The following is a 14225-nucleotide window of genomic DNA, read 5'->3' on the forward strand; positions in this document are numbered from 1 at the left end:
ACCATTGATTTTCATCTGTGATTTGGTTGATAATAAGGTTGTGAACCTTCAGGCCGTATGCCGTTATCATTTGTAGTTAAAGAACTTCTCTTTCCTTTTTGCTTTTCCCTTTTGACTTTTTACTTTCAATCGGGTTGCAAAGGTAAGCGTTTTATTTTCAATCTTCCAAAGTTATTTTAGAATTATTTTTTAATTTCTTTCTGAGTAACTTTCTGATTTTCAATACTTTTAAGAGCTGTTCCGTTTTTGAAGCGGGTTGCAAAGGTAGCAGTTTTAAAGTTTCAATTCCAAATTTATTTTCAGATTTCTGAACCTTTTTATTCCTGACTGTCAACCTTTTAAAGAGCTTCCGTTTTCGTTGAACGGGCGGCAAAGATAAGAGGATTTTGTTCCTAACCAAATATAATTCTCCAAAGAACTACTATTTAAGTGGCAGCTTGTTAAAAAATACAGTGAAATACAGCCGGCATTATCCGCGCTTCTCCAAATATTTCCAATGTAACAGCAGCGATTCAACGGGGTAGTTGATTTTTTTTCAGCGCAATTGTAATTGTTTATGGCAGCTTAGTCATTTTTATCATCGCAACCGCAAAATATCCTGGTACATTTGATATTATTCTCAGCACATTAGATTTTTTTCCGGACGCTACTAAAGTTTATCTTAACTCATCTGCCATTTAAACGGACAGCTCTGTCCAGCCCTTCAGCACAACCGGAATTTTTTCTGGCACTTCTCACTTTTTCCGTAACACAACTGTAATATCTCTGGTCAGTTCACTCCTTTTTCTTAGCAGAATGTAATTCTTTATAACAGTAACGACTTTTTTCTTAGCACATCTATAATTATTCCCAATAGCTTTAACCACTTTTTCAGCACAACTGAAATTCCTTTGGCCAGTAACAACATTTATCTCAGCATATCTGCAATTTTCAATGACTGTGCTGCATTTTTCTTAGCACAAACGCAATTCTTCCTGACAATAACAGCTTTTTTCCCGGCACAACTGTGATTTTCCGCGGCAGTAACGCCCATTTTTTCAGCACAACCGTACTGTTCCCAACAGCAACTTTAGTTTTCTGCATTACTGAAAAAATAGTTATCTCCAAATATCACTTGTGCAGTATGCTATGGGAGAAAATGAAACACGTCTCTATACAGCACACTATAATAAATATCATGCCGGAAAAAAATCCTCCGGATAATGTACGACTGCCAGAAAAAGCCCGTGCCCCGGAGCAGAGAAATCAGCTTTGGAACAGTCGCGTGCTTCCAGCACCTGCCGGAAGCCTTCCAGCGTAAGCGTTCCTCTTCCCACCTTTAACATGGTAGCCACCAGTCCGCGCACCATCCCCCTCAAAAAACGGTTGGCTTTTACATGATAATAGATGGTATTATCCGGTCCAGGCTGCCATTGTGAGTGCTGGATGGTACATATAAATGTTTTTACCTGTGTATTCCGTTTGGAAAAAGAGGTGAAATCGTTGTATTCCTTCACTATGGCAGCAGCCTGATTCAGCAGGTTTACATCTAGTGTATAAGGGAAAAAGTAAGCACGATCGTCCAGAAAAGGGTTTTTCTGCGCGTATATAAAATAATGGTACTCCCGGGCAATGGCCTGAAAACGGCTATGGGCCTCATCCGGCATAGGGATAATATTCTTTATTACAATATCGCTGTTGATGATGGCATTGAGATTATATATCTGCCGGGGTTGGAACAGGATGTCGCTATCGAAATGAAAATAATTCTGTAAGGCATGTACGCCGCTATCTGTTCTGGAAGAGCCGGTAAGCTCAAACTCACGCCGGAACATTACCTGCAGCGCTCGTTGAACTTCAGATTGTATGGTCACAGTGTTATCCTGTATCTGGAACCCGCTGTAACGGGTTCCTTTATATGCTACTTCTAAAAAATACCGGGGCATGCTGCAAAGTTACGAACGTAACATAGCTCTGAAGCGTTTTTTGTAATAATCCTCCAGCAACATGGCTTCCAGACTGCTGAAATTGGCTACGTCGTATACAAACGGATAAGAGGCATCATAAAACGAATACCTGCTTTCATCAGTAAAAAACAACATCCCCAGTTCTTTAATCTGCGCGGTAGTATAACATTTCGATTTAAAGGCTTTTCTGGCGGCTGCTATCATTTTATCATCGCCTCCCTCTCCTACCATGCGCTTCTTCAGCTTATCCAGATCTTTATCAGATGCCATTCCTCCCGTACAGTTGGAGTTGTAGCTGGCAATTTTTTTCTCGGGTAATTCAAACACCGCAGAATCTACTATTTCAGGCTCTCTTTTTTCCTGTGCGCCTGTGGGAGTAGCTTCTGCCGGCTTATTGTAGAAAGGATTATTTACAGCCGTTGTTTCTTTAGGCACTACCGCTGTATCTGCCTGCGTAGGCATCACAGGCACTTCCTTCTGCGCTTCTGGCTTTGCTTCTGCTACTTTTACAGAATCAACAGGAGGCATCACGGGTATAAATATTTTAACGGTATCACTGCCCTTATTGTTAAAATCAATAAACACCATTCCTGTGCCTTTCTCATCCTGATTTTCCTGTGCCTTAATAACTCCTTTAGTAGAAGCATTGGCAGCTACATCTTCTTCCTCTGCTGCTATTACCGTGTCTGTTGCAGGTTTCTGTGCAGGTTTAACGGCCGGTTTTGTGGCCGCCGTTACAGGTGTAGCAGACTTATCAGCAGGTGCAGGGGTGTTTCTTTTTGCCAGATCAGGATCATCTACAGCCTGAGCAAGCATATCACCAAACTGATTGTTACCTGTGGTTTTAGGGGCAGAAGACGTTGTTGCCACCGGCTGCTGCTTAACTGGCTGTTGCTGGGGAAGCGCCTGTAGCAAAGCGGTGCCCATTACCACGGCCATTGATTGCAGATTATAGAGCCCCCAACCTTTCTCATCATAGTTCTTCAGCGCATACCCTGCATCTGCATTTACTTCCATAGCAAACTCAAAAGCCGGTTGTTTGCTTCCGGTAAATCCCAGCACCAAAGTTTGCCTGCCCGGGGGTATTTTAGAAATGATCAGATAACCTGTTCCACTGGAGGCGTAATTTTTTTTATTGAGCGCCACAGTAAAGGGCTGCTTATTGTCTGACTGAATGTAAATAAAATGACTTTGTTGTGCTATCCCCGATAACCGGCAAAGCAATACAATACATACTAACAGAAGGGATTTGACGCCCGGAAATTGGAAATTCATTCGAAAAGCCCGTTTTTAATACAAACAAAACTATAGTAAGTCGCGTAAATATGCTAATTCCCGCCACAATCGAGCCAGCTTTAAATAAGGGGGGATATTTTGCTACATTTATGGCTTTAATAACAACTCATGAAGAAATTTGTGTTATCGGTTGCTGTGCTGGCATCATTAGGCGTTGCTGCGCAGGAACAGGCCAAAAAAACGAAAGCAGAGGAGCCGTGGAAAAAGCTGTACCGTGCTGCTGCCACCAAAACCAATGATCTGGTACATACAAAACTGGATGTGCGCTTTGATTACGACAAGGCTTATATGTATGGTAAAGCATGGATTACCCTGCGCCCACATTTTTATGCTACCGATTCGCTGCAGCTGGATGCCAAAGGCATGAACATTCATTCGGTTGCCATAGCACGCAATGGCCAGCACCAACCTTTACTATATACTTACGATTCGCTGAGCCTGCGTATAAAGCTGGACAAGAGTTATACTGCCAGTGATAGTTACACCGTATTTATTGACTATGTAGCCAAACCCAACGAGTATAGCGCTAAAGGCAGTGCCGCCATTACAGATGCTAAAGGATTGTATTTTATTAATCCTAAGGGAGAAGACAAAAGCAAACCAATACAGATATGGACGCAGGGCGAAACGGAAGCAACCAGTGTATGGTGCCCCACGATAGACAGGCCTAACCAAAAGACGACTCACGAAATTGCCATGACGGTTCCTGATAAATATGTAACGCTTAGCAACGGCTTGTTATCCTCTCAGAAAAAAAACACAGACGGTACGCGTACTGATACCTGGAAAATGAACGACCCGCATGCCCCTTACCTGTTTTTTATGGGGGTAGGCGACTTTGCCATTATCAAAGACAAGTATAAAGACAAAGAAGTTAATTATTATGTAGAAAAAGAATATGCATCCACTGCTCGTCAGATATTCGGGTTAACTCCTGAAATGATGGCGTTTTACTCGCGCATCCTTGGCGTAGATTTTCCTTGGGTTAAATATTCTCAGATGACAGGCCGCGACTATGTAAGCGGTGCTATGGAAAATACCACGGCCACCCTGCATACCGATAAATTACAGCAGAACGCCCGTGAACTGACTGATGGCAACCAATACGAGGAATATGTAGCGCACGAGCTGTTTCACCAATGGTTTGGCGATCTGGTAACTGCAGAAAGCTGGAGCAACCTTACCGTAAACGAAAGCTTTGCCAACTACAGCGAAACGCTATGGAGTACTTATAAACATGGTAAAGACGCAGGAGAAGAGCAGAATTATAACGATATGCTGGGCTATCTGCGCAGCGGCAGTGATAATAAAGATCTGGTTCGCTTTCATTATGCCACCCATGAGGATATGTTTGATGCGGTAAGCTACAACAAGGGCGGCCGCATACTGCATATGCTGCGTCATTATATAGGCGATTCTGCTTTCTTCACTTCCTTAAACCGCTATCTTACCCAGCATAAATTCAAAGCTGCTGAAGCACATCAGCTGCGACTGGCTTTTGAAGAAGTAACCGGTCAGGACCTGAACTGGTATTTTAACCAATGGTATTATGGTAGCGGCCACCCGCACCTGAACATCCACTACTATTATAACGATACCGCTAAAACTGCCTATGTATACATCAACCAGATGCAGGTAAGCAACAAGGTATTCCGTATGCCGGTGGATATTGATGTATATAACGGCGCACAGAAAAAACGCCATACTGTATGGATTGGCAATAAATCTGACACCTTTGCATTCTCCGTTACTGCAAAGCCCGATCTCATTAATGTAGATGGCGATAAAATATTATTGGCTGATAAAGAAGATAGCAAAAATCTGGCAGCCTATATACATCAGTATAAATATGCCGGTAATTATGTGGACCGCAGAGAAGCACTGGAATATGTTATTGAACATGCAGATGAAGATACCAAAGCGGCAGAGGCGCTGATATTAATGGGCTTGAACGATCCCTATCATGGTATCCGCAACCTGGTACTGAAAAATCTGGGTGGTTATACTATGTCTGATGCTATAGTGGCTAAAGTGGATAAGCTAGCCCGTTCTGACGAACGCCGTCTGAACCGCGCTGCTGCTATTAGCTTACTGGGACTGCTTAGCCGTAGCAGCGATGAAGCTTTTCTGTTAAAAAACACTACAGACTCTTCTTATTCTGTAGCTGGTGCGGCGTTAATTGCTTTATCAGCAATCAACGAGAACAAAGCTGTATCTCTGTTGCCAATGTTACAAAAAGATGCCAGAAATGATTTGTCTGCTGCTATTGAAAAAGTATCGGTATATACAAAAACAGAGGCAGACTTCGACAGCATGTATCAGCGCTTTACCGGGGCTTCTATGTACGACCGTTTTGAAGAAAGTTTTACTTTACTCAATTACCTGAGCAAAGTACAGGAACCCGATCATTTTAAAACTGCTTTAAATGCTGTAAACGCTTTCAGCAGACAGGCAGCTGCATTTGCTCCCCGATATCGCACGGCTGTTATTAAAGCCATGCAGCAACTGCTGAAGAAGAAACAGGCTTCACTGTCTGCCACTTCAAATAAAAAAGCTATTGAAGAAGAAATAAAACTGCTGGAAGAAAAGCTGAAATAATCAGCTGGCAGTAAAAAAAAATGCCGGAGTTTAGCTCCGGCATTTTTTTATTGGTAATAGAATGTAATCAGTATATCTAAACAATTACCAGCTTCCACTGGCACCGCCTCCGCCGCTGCTGCCGCCGCCGAAACCGCCGAAGCCACCGCCTCCACTGCTTCCGCCGCCACCCCAGCCGCCGCGTCCGCCGCCCCAGTTACCGCCACCACTACCTAAAAACAGCAAAGGCCACAGACCGCCTCCTCTTCTGCCACCACGGCCGCCACCGCCGCCGCCAGATAACAGCACTATAATGATGATAATAACTATAAGGCCAATAAAGCCACCACCGCCTCCACCACCATCACGATTGTTCTTTTTCTCCCGGGCTACTTTGTATTCTCCCGCTGCTGCTTTGCTTAAAGAGTTAACAGCTTTAGACAGCCCCTGGTAAAAGTTGCCGTTCTTAAAGCTGGGCTTCATATCATTATCAATAATAGACGCTGTGGTAATATCCGGAATAGCACCTTCCAGGCCGTATCCTACCTCTATACGCATTTTTCTATCGCGGGCTGCTACCAGAATCAGTACACCGTTATTGGTTTTCTTATTACCAATACCCCAGCTGCGAAACAGGCTTACTGCATAATCTTCAATGGGATAATCATCCAGTGTAGGAATAGTAACAATACAAATCTGGTTAGAAGTACTATCGTCCAGCGCAACCAGCTGTTGCTCTAATATATCTCTCTGTTCGGGTGATAATACGTTTGCGTTATCCACCACCAGCCTGGGCGGGTTGGGTTTGGGTAATACATTCTGTGCAAGAGCGTTTATACAAACGCCGGCAAACAGTAGTATATAAAGTAGCTTCTTCTTCATTCTCTTAATTTCCGAATACAATATCATCTGGCAGCTCATTCTTGTCGGTAGCTGCATTATAAGGAAAATGCTGCGACAGCACTTCTCCTATTTCTATCACCACCGTGGCTATACCTTCTGCATAATCTTCTTTATTAAACATGCGCAGCATCTTCCACACTTCTTCCTGCCAGAAATCCTTTCCCGCGCGTGTATAAATAGCTTCATCTGCATAAATAGCCAGCTGCCTGTCTTTCAGGGCAATATACACCAGCACACCATTGCGTTCTGCAGTATTTACCATATCCAGCTGTGCAAACAACTCCTTTGTCCTGTCTATAGGATCAACAAAGCGGCATCTGCTTTCAATAAATACACGCACCTCGCCACTGGTAAGCTTTTCTGCGGCTTTAATAGCCTGCACAATCTTATCCTGTTCTGCAACAGAAAAAAAGTGTACAGGCTTTTTTCTTCTGAATAGTCCGGCCATGATATCTGGTTAGAATTTAACTTCAGGCGCCTTGTCAGAACCAGCTTCTGCCTGGAAGTAGCCTTTAGGGGCAAAACCAAACATACCGGAGAAAATGTTATTAGGGAAGCGGCGAATTACAGAGTTATAGCCCTGTACAGCTGTATTGAAGTCATTACGGGAAACCTTGATACGGTTTTCTGTACCTTCCAGCTGCACCTGCAAACCACGGAATGCTTCATTAGCCTTCAGGGTAGGATAGTTTTCTGTTACCATTAACAAACGACCCAGCGCCTGTGATAACTGGCCTTGCGCCTGCTGAAACTGTTGTACTTTTTCAGGTGTAAGATCAGCAGGATCTACGCGTATCTGTGTTGCTTTGGCACGTGCTTCAATCACGTTCTGCAAAGTTGTCTGTTCAAAATTGGCTTCGCCTTTTACGGTACTTACCAGGTTAGGTATCAGATCGGCTCTGCGCTGGTATTCACTCTGTACGTTACCCCATTTGCCTTTAACATTTTCATCCAGCTGAATCATGTTGTTATAGCCGCTACAGCCACAACCACCCAGAATAAGAACCAGTGCCGCAATTACAATCAAAGCAAGATACTTTGTTTTCATCTTTTCGAATTTTTGGTATTTGAACGTTTATAAAGATAACACATCAAAGCTGATACCCGCTTTAAAATTTATGACGATACGTCAGTTGATTTTGATGAATGGTAGCTGGATTACAATTAGTTGGATTGAATTGTTTTTATATATTTGACCCCAATTATTTAACCTTAAACCAAATTCAATGATGAAGAAGGCCTTACTTTCTCTCGCACTCGCGTGCTCTGTTTCCATCTTTTCTTTCGCATCTGAAACAACTGTAGCCAACACTGATGCGTATTTTGTTAACGACAGCCAGGTTGAAAACATGTTTGCTGCAAGCGCAGATATCAGCGAAGCTTCTCCTGCCCTGCTGGCAGAACTGGATGCTTCCGGTACTTACACTGCTGCTGCTAAAAAACAGCAAAACGCGGTTTTATCTGTAAAGTCGGGCGACAAGAGTGCGGTATTAGCCATTGTACTGGACTTTTTCCTGGGTGGATTAGGTATTCACCGTGCTTATCTGGGTACTAAAACCTTTACCTGGGTTGGTTACATCTTAACCTGTGGTGGTATCTTCGGTATTGTTCCTTTAGTGGACTTTGTTGTGCTGATTATCAACGCAAACGACATTAGTGAGTATGTTGACAACACAAGATTTTTTATGTGGTAAGCGTTAACTACCATCTTACAAAAAAAGCCGGTGCAATTGTACCGGCTTTTTTGTGCTTTGCATGCTTTATTGCTGGCCTTTTACCAGCGGCTTATTACAGATTGCTTTACCTGCTGATTAAACTCATATGTTTTTTTGCGGTTGTATATTTTAACCAGTTCGGAGGCTCTTTTTACACCTCCTAAATGAAAAGCCCCTGCTACACCGCCACCTGCCAGCAACGCGGAAATATAGTATCCATTTAACCAGCTTGTAACGCCATAATACACGCCTGCCCCCTGCAGTAAAATAGAAGTGATGCCTTCCAGAGTGTTACCAGCATAAAAATGCCCGGCACCAGGAATAAATGTTGCCAGCCAGCTGGCTTTGTCTTCGTTTTTTAAATGGGGTATATGCGCGTAGTAGTCAGTAAGTGTATCTCCCGGCACCTGCTGCCGGTATAAAACAGCGGCTTCCTGCCAGCGCTGCTGCTCATTCAGCGATAGCAGCTTCAGCAGATTCATCCATCGGGTGCCGCCTGTATTGCCATATAACACAGCAGCTCTGTCTGCAGCAGCAATGCAATTATCAAAATCTCCGGCCAGGTAGTAACAGGTGGTAAGCTCAGTATACAGGGCCTTTTGCAGGGTATCAGAAACAGCACGAGTTTGAGCGGCGGCTATAAAGCGGGCAGCCTTATCAAACTGTTCCTGATTTTTGTAGCAGTTAATTTCCAGCAGAATGGCCTTTGTTGTTACATCTGGCTGCTGCTGCTCAAACAATACCCGTTCGCAAAAAATACCTGCTTCAAAATATTGCTCCCCCGCATATAAGCTATCAGCAACAGCCATCCAGTCTGGCTGCTGCGCCTTAATTATACAGGTTGCGCAAAGGAATATGCATATTAAGTAGAATCTGGTTGTCATAGTAATTATTCTGTTCGCGTTGTTTCACCTTTACAGCCACTACGCTGCCCCATATGTTGCCGGCATAGAATAAGCTGAATAAGGTGCTATAGGTTATAAAACGTGCACTTTTTGCACCACCGACATTATAGGCTTCAATAGTTAAACCTGCCAGTAAGGCCACCGGAAAAAAGGCGCCGATACCCTGTCCTTTTTTACCGGCATATATTTTACCGGCACCCGGAATAACTGCGCTGTACAAACCAGCCAGTAATGGCGATTTCCTTTTCTGATGCATGATTTTGTTATAGTAAGCATCCATTTTTCTTTCTTCTCCTTCCATTACATAGGACGAGAATGTAAAATGTTTCCGGAGCGAATCATATGCTTTTACATCACGCTGCAACAACCGTATACCTGCCAGCTCAAAATACCGGAGTTCGTGCTCTATAGAATCTTTCAGCTGAATATGCTGTACGGCAGTGTAAGCAGCCGTATCCCTCTGATACGCCATACAATAGGCTCCAAAAAAATGACTCTTCTGCGCCCAGTCAGCACTGTCCGATACCCGCATCAGATTTTCCGCAGCCACCTTCAGTGTTTTAGAAGCATAAGCATTCCAACCTCTCCAATAGTAAAGAGAATCCTTCTGCGGCAAGCTCAGCCGGGTCTCTGGCATCTGCGTTAATACCCAGTGTGCGTGGGCATACATCTCTTTATCATGCAGGTATTTTGCAAACGATATATCACTGCTAAAGCCGCCATTCAACTGCGCCTGCACGTTAACGGCCCCAACTAATAACAATGGCAATAACAGCCGGTATAATCTTCGCCCCGCCATTATCTGTAGTTATTTAAGTCGTCTGTAATGGCACCTGTATGTTCATCAATGCTCAATGGAGAAATTTCCGTTAAAGCAATGCGGTTACAACGCATTAATCTGTCGGCAGACATCAGTATGCCTTTTAATGCACCAAACTCTTTAATAGCTGTTTTACTGAAATTAGAACAGGTTATTTCGTAAGGGCAGCTGGCAGACAGTTGCTGTGTTATCACATGCTGATACACAAACATAAGCCCCTTCAGCGTAAGCGAAACCGGGTTCCAGGCGGCAAGTCCGTTATTACTGTGTGTTTGCAGTACTTTTTTATCGTTACCGGCTCTGGTATAATAATGTTCGCCCGTATAAAAACCGGCTTGTTTTACCTTTTGAATGTCAGCGGCAGACTGTGCATGTACCGTATACCAGGTGCATTGCAGTACCACCCAAAACACAGCCGGAAGCACCAGATGTTTATAACCGTTGAATTTTGGCATTGTAAGGAATCTTATAGTTGAAGTACTGGCTGGTAGCCTGCTCGTTAAGGCGAAAATTGCGGAAATTGGTTTTGGTTACCGTTGAATCTTTACCGCTGAAGATAATCTCTGTACTGGTAGCAGGAAAGGCCACATCCTGCAACTGCGTATATCCGTAATAGTATACTTTACGTACAATAGCTCCCTTACCATCTTCATAGTGCATATAAACAGGGCTTTGACGCTGGTGTACCAGTTTAATTTTCTGCACCTGCCTTTTGGCATCAGGCTTTTTCAGCTTCCATAGCGATACCATAAGGTCTTTTTCGGGATACACCTTTTCCTGTACATAACCAATCTCATTCAGGCCCATATCAGCCAGCTTGCCGGCAAAGAAGTAATAAAACTCAGAAGTCTGCGAGCTGAAAGCATTATTCTGTGTAAGTACTACCGTGTTAGTAGATGGCTCGTATAGCTTTACCTCACCTTTACTGTTAGAAAGCAGTACATAATCTTTGGGATAGAAATAATGGCTTACCATATTTCCGTTCGCTTCGTAGCAGATTTCCCCTTTTACAGTCATGTATTTACCTTCTTTTAACTGGCGGGTCTCCAATTCTGTATATACCTTATTCACCAGATAAAAAGGGGGTAGCCTGAAGGAGAACAATGCCGGTAACAGCATGCAGGCAATAAACAGCCAGAGATTTTTCATCATATTGGATTTGGGTCGTCAGCCGCGAATATAAATAAAACGGCCGGATGCAGTTGCATCCGGCCGTTTTCAGGAATTTATTTACTACGCAGCATTACTGCTTAACCGCAGCAATACCAGGCAATTCTTTACCTTCAAAATACTCCAGCAATGCACCACCACCGGTAGATACATAGCTTACTTTATCAGTATAGCCAAACTGGTTAACCGCAGCAACGCTGTCGCCACCGCCTACCAGCGAGAAAGCACCGCCCTGAGTTGCTTCTGCTACTGCAGTTGCAATTGTTTTGGTACCCTTCTGAAACTTCTCCATTTCAAAAACGCCCATAGGACCGTTCCACAGAATGGTTTTAGACTTTTTGATTACGTTGGTAAACTGGTCAGCAGCCATGGGGCCAATATCCAGTCCCATCCAGCCATCAGGAATATTATCGCTGGTAGAAGAAGAAGTTTCTGCGTTGGCATCAAACTTATCTGCAATAATAGAATCTGCAGGCAGGTGCAGCATTACTCCTTTGGCTTCTGCTTTTTTCAACAGCTCGCGTGCGGTTTCCAAACGATCGTCTTCGCACAGGGAGTTACCAATTTTACCGCCCATAGCTTTCATAAACGTGTAAGCCATACCACCACCAATAATGATGTCGGTAGCACGTTCCAGCAGGTTTTCAATAATCAGTATTTTGTCAGAAACCTTGGCACCGCCAATAATAGCAGTAAAAGGCTTGTCTGCTTTGTGCAGTACGCGCTCTGCGCTATCTACTTCTGCTTCCATCAGTAAACCAAACACGCGCTGGCCGGCAGGAAAAAATTCAGCAATTACGGCTGTAGAAGCATGTGCGCGGTGTGCAGTACCAAATGCATCGTTTACATATACATCACCCAGCTTGCTCAGTTTTTCAGCAAAGCCTTTATCACCTTTTTCTTCTTCTTTGTAATAACGCAGGTTTTCCAGCAGTAATACCTGGCCTGGCTGTAAACCGGCAGCCTGCTGCTGTGCCGCTTCGCTGATGCAGTCATCTGCAAACAGTACCGGCTTGTTCAACAGTTGTGATAAATGATCCACTACACGGCTTAAAGAGAAATCAGCCTTGGTTAACTCAGGCTTCTTCTCCATGTCTTTAATAGGGCGGCCCCAGTGGCTCATCAGAATAACACTACCACCATCTTTCAAAATCTTTTCAATAGTAGGCAGTGCCGCTTTAATACGTGTATCGTCGGTAATTTTACCGCCTTTGATAGGCACGTTAAAATCTACCCTCACCAGGGCTTTTTTGCCCGCGAAGTTATAATCGGAGAATTTGCTCATAGTCCGGTTTTTCAGAAGAAATACAAAGAAAAAGCCGGAAATGTTTCCGGCCCTTCTTTATTAGAAACTTATTTGCTAATTAAACCTGCAAAGTATTTTACAGTACGTACCAGCTGGCTTACATAGCTCATCTCGTTATCGTACCAGCTTACAGTTTTCACCAGTTGTACATCACCTGCGCTGATTACTTTGGTTTGCGTACCATCGTACAGAGAACCGTAGCTGATACCAATGATATCAGAACTTACGATTTCGTCTTCCGTATAACCAAAGCTTTCGTTAGCAGCAGCCTTCATAGCTTCGTTAATTTCTTCAGCGGTAACTTTCTTACCTAATACAGTAACCAGTTCAGTTAAAGAACCAGTTAAAGTAGGAACGCGTTGTGCGCTACCGTCCAGTTTACCTTTCAGAGAAGGCAGAACCAGGCCAATTGCTTTTGCAGCACCGGTGCTGTTAGGCACAATGTTTTGTGCAGCAGCACGTGCACGACGCAGATCACCTTTAGGGTGCGGAGCATCCTGTGTGTTCTGGTCGTTGGTGTAAGCGTGGATGGTAGTCATAGTACCGGCAACGATACCAAATTTCTCGTCCAGTACCTGCGCCATTGGGGCCAGACAGTTGGTAGTACAGGAAGCGCAGCTGATAACGGTTTCGCTACCGTCCAGGATGTTGTGGTTAACGTTGAAAACGATGGTTTTCAGGTCACCTGTGGCAGGTGCAGAAATTACTACACGTTTAGCACCGGCAGTCAGGTGAGCTTCCGCTTTTTCTTTATCGGTAAAGAAACCTGTACATTCCAGAACCACGTCTACATTGTGCTGTTTCCAGCCAATTTCAGCAGGGTTCTTCTGTGCGTATATTTTTACTTCCTCACCGTTTACAGTGATAGAGTTGTCAGAATAAGTAACATTAGCATCGAAGCGACCCTGAGCACTGTCGTACTTCAGCAGGTGCGCCAGTACTTTAGGGCTGGTTAAGTCGTTAATGGCCACTACTTCAATTCCTTCCATGTTGTAAATCTGGCGAAAAACCAGGCGACCGATACGTCCGAATCCATTGATCGCAACTTTTACTGTGCTCATTGTTTACTAGTTTATTGGTTTTAAAAAGCATGGCGAATTTACGGGTATATTAGGGGGAGAGCAAAAAGAGCAAATTATTTTTTCAAATATTTAAAGAAAAAATTTGGTAATAATCAACAGTTTTCTATTTTCGCACTCCCAAATCACAATAACGGTTTCGGGAAAGCTCTTACACAAGAATTATTACAACTGCCATGTTCGTCTATCGGCTAGGACACCTCCCTTTCACGGAGGAGAGACGGGTTCGATTCCCGTACGTGGTACAGGTAAAGTTGAAGGAAATTTTATAAAAAACGCTTCTCAGCTGAGAAGCGTTTTTTATCAGCCGCCATGTTCGTCTATCGGCTAGGACACCTCCCTTTCACGGAGGAGAGACGGGTTCGATTCCCGTACGTGGTACATAAGCCTCTCCGCAGTGAGAGGTTTTTTTATGCCTATACCCTCCAACANCCGCAGTGAGAGGTTTTTTTATGCCTATACCCTCCAACACAACAAAGGGCGCCCCGGCCTGATCCGGAAACGCCCT

13 protein-coding genes and 2 tRNA genes are annotated in these 14225 nt (G+C 43.9%); 4 read left to right on the forward strand and 11 right to left on the reverse strand.

What is annotated here, in order from left to right; all coding sequences use genetic code 11:
- Positions 1-1175: 1175 nt before the first annotated feature.
- The gene (gene truA, locus IEY13_RS23665; RefSeq protein ID WP_188957013.1) at positions 1176-1925 is read right to left on the reverse strand and encodes a tRNA pseudouridine(38-40) synthase TruA; all 750 of its coding nucleotides are present in this window, start codon (positions 1923-1925) and stop codon (positions 1176-1178) included.
- A gap of 9 nt (positions 1926-1934) precedes the next feature.
- Positions 1935-3092 (reverse strand): proline and serine-rich protein 1 family protein, encoded by a 1158-nt coding sequence (locus IEY13_RS23670; protein ID WP_188957015.1) that lies wholly within the window; start codon positions 3090-3092, stop codon positions 1935-1937.
- 258 nt (positions 3093-3350) lie between these two features.
- Here IEY13_RS23670 and IEY13_RS23675 point away from each other — a divergent pair, with 258 nt between their 5' ends.
- On the forward strand, positions 3351-5840 hold the full coding sequence (locus tag IEY13_RS23675; RefSeq protein ID WP_188957017.1) for a M1 family metallopeptidase: 2490 nt from the start codon (positions 3351-3353) through the stop codon (positions 5838-5840).
- A gap of 84 nt (positions 5841-5924) precedes the next feature.
- On the opposite strand, the gene IEY13_RS30325 is transcribed toward IEY13_RS23675, so the two are convergent.
- From IEY13_RS30325 to IEY13_RS23690, 3 genes are read right to left on the reverse strand one after another with little or no spacing between them, the layout of a single operon-like run.
- A complete protein-coding gene (locus IEY13_RS30325; protein ID WP_188957019.1) occupies positions 5925-6701 on the reverse strand; it encodes a TPM domain-containing protein in 777 nt (258 codons plus the stop codon).
- A gap of 4 nt (positions 6702-6705) precedes the next feature.
- On the reverse strand, positions 6706-7170 hold the full coding sequence (locus tag IEY13_RS23685) for a TPM domain-containing protein (protein ID WP_188957021.1): 465 nt from the start codon (positions 7168-7170) through the stop codon (positions 6706-6708).
- Positions 7171-7179: 9 nt separating this feature from the next.
- Positions 7180-7770, reverse strand: a complete 591-nt coding sequence (locus tag IEY13_RS23690; protein ID WP_188957023.1) for a LemA family protein — start codon at positions 7768-7770, stop codon at positions 7180-7182.
- A 178-nt stretch (positions 7771-7948) separates the two neighbouring features.
- On the opposite strand from IEY13_RS23690, the gene IEY13_RS23695 reads away from it, so the two are divergent.
- Positions 7949-8416, forward strand: coding sequence for a TM2 domain-containing protein (locus IEY13_RS23695; protein ID WP_229687993.1), 468 nt, complete (start codon positions 7949-7951; stop codon positions 8414-8416).
- 80 nt (positions 8417-8496) lie between these two features.
- Here the strand turns inward: IEY13_RS23695 and IEY13_RS23700 are convergent, their stop codons facing one another.
- The 6 genes from IEY13_RS23700 to gap all read right to left on the reverse strand — a co-directional run bounded on the left by IEY13_RS23700 (position 8497) and on the right by gap (position 13699).
- Complete coding sequence (locus IEY13_RS23700; protein ID WP_188957025.1) at positions 8497-9321, reverse strand: hypothetical protein; 825 nt, start codon at positions 9319-9321, stop codon at positions 8497-8499.
- Positions 9266-10141, reverse strand: a complete 876-nt coding sequence (locus IEY13_RS23705) for a hypothetical protein (RefSeq protein ID WP_188957027.1) — start codon at positions 10139-10141, stop codon at positions 9266-9268. The genes IEY13_RS23700 and IEY13_RS23705 overlap by 56 nt, the downstream gene beginning before the upstream one ends.
- Positions 10141-10617 (reverse strand): membrane protein insertion efficiency factor YidD, encoded by a 477-nt coding sequence (gene yidD, locus IEY13_RS23710; RefSeq protein ID WP_188957030.1) that lies wholly within the window; start codon positions 10615-10617, stop codon positions 10141-10143. Before yidD ends, IEY13_RS23705 begins: the two co-directional genes overlap by 1 nt.
- Entirely contained in the window at positions 10595-11314 is a 720-nt protein-coding gene (locus IEY13_RS23715) for a hypothetical protein (protein ID WP_188957031.1), read from the reverse strand. Before IEY13_RS23715 ends, yidD begins: the two co-directional genes overlap by 23 nt.
- Before the next feature lie 91 nt (positions 11315-11405).
- On the reverse strand, positions 11406-12617 hold the full coding sequence (locus IEY13_RS23720) for a phosphoglycerate kinase (protein WP_188957034.1): 1212 nt from the start codon (positions 12615-12617) through the stop codon (positions 11406-11408).
- Between the two features lie 68 nt (positions 12618-12685).
- Positions 12686-13699, reverse strand: coding sequence for a type I glyceraldehyde-3-phosphate dehydrogenase (gene gap / locus IEY13_RS23725; protein WP_188957036.1), 1014 nt, complete (start codon positions 13697-13699; stop codon positions 12686-12688).
- Between the two features lie 191 nt (positions 13700-13890).
- Between gap and IEY13_RS23730 the strand changes: the two genes are divergently transcribed.
- Together IEY13_RS23730 and IEY13_RS23735 are read left to right on the forward strand one after the other, a co-directional pair.
- Positions 13891-13962, forward strand: a tRNA-Glu gene (locus tag IEY13_RS23730).
- 64 nt (positions 13963-14026) lie between these two features.
- Positions 14027-14098 (forward strand) — tRNA-Glu (locus IEY13_RS23735).
- The last annotated feature ends 127 nt before the right edge of the window (positions 14099-14225 follow it).

The organism is Filimonas zeae, from assembly GCF_014641615.1.
GTDB lineage: Bacteria > Bacteroidota > Bacteroidia > Chitinophagales > Chitinophagaceae > Filimonas > Filimonas zeae.

Excerpts from the sequence above, each read along its gene's own strand:
- IEY13_RS23720 (WP_188957034.1), bottom strand. The coding sequence starts at position 12,617 with ATGAGCAAATTCTCCGATTATAACTTCGCGGGCAAAAAAGCCCTGGTG.
- IEY13_RS23715 (WP_188957031.1), bottom strand. The coding sequence starts at position 11,314 with ATGATGAAAAATCTCTGGCTGTTTATTGCCTGCATGCTGTTACCGGCA.
- yidD (WP_188957030.1), bottom strand. The coding sequence starts at position 10,617 with ATGCCAAAATTCAACGGTTATAAACATCTGGTGCTTCCGGCTGTGTTT.
- gap (WP_188957036.1), bottom strand. The coding sequence starts at position 13,699 with ATGAGCACAGTAAAAGTTGCGATCAATGGATTCGGACGTATCGGTCGC.
- IEY13_RS23700 (WP_188957025.1), bottom strand. The coding sequence starts at position 9,321 with ATGACAACCAGATTCTACTTAATATGCATATTCCTTTGCGCAACCTGT.
- IEY13_RS30325 (WP_188957019.1), bottom strand. The coding sequence starts at position 6,701 with ATGAAGAAGAAGCTACTTTATATACTACTGTTTGCCGGCGTTTGTATA.
- IEY13_RS23690 (WP_188957023.1), bottom strand. The coding sequence starts at position 7,770 with ATGAAAACAAAGTATCTTGCTTTGATTGTAATTGCGGCACTGGTTCTT.
- IEY13_RS23695 (WP_229687993.1), top strand. The coding sequence starts at position 7,949 with ATGATGAAGAAGGCCTTACTTTCTCTCGCACTCGCGTGCTCTGTTTCC.
- IEY13_RS23685 (WP_188957021.1), bottom strand. The coding sequence starts at position 7,170 with ATGGCCGGACTATTCAGAAGAAAAAAGCCTGTACACTTTTTTTCTGTT.
- IEY13_RS23705 (WP_188957027.1), bottom strand. The coding sequence starts at position 10,141 with ATGGCGGGGCGAAGATTATACCGGCTGTTATTGCCATTGTTATTAGTT.
- truA (WP_188957013.1), bottom strand. The coding sequence starts at position 1,925 with ATGCCCCGGTATTTTTTAGAAGTAGCATATAAAGGAACCCGTTACAGC.
- IEY13_RS23675 (WP_188957017.1), top strand. The coding sequence starts at position 3,351 with ATGAAGAAATTTGTGTTATCGGTTGCTGTGCTGGCATCATTAGGCGTT.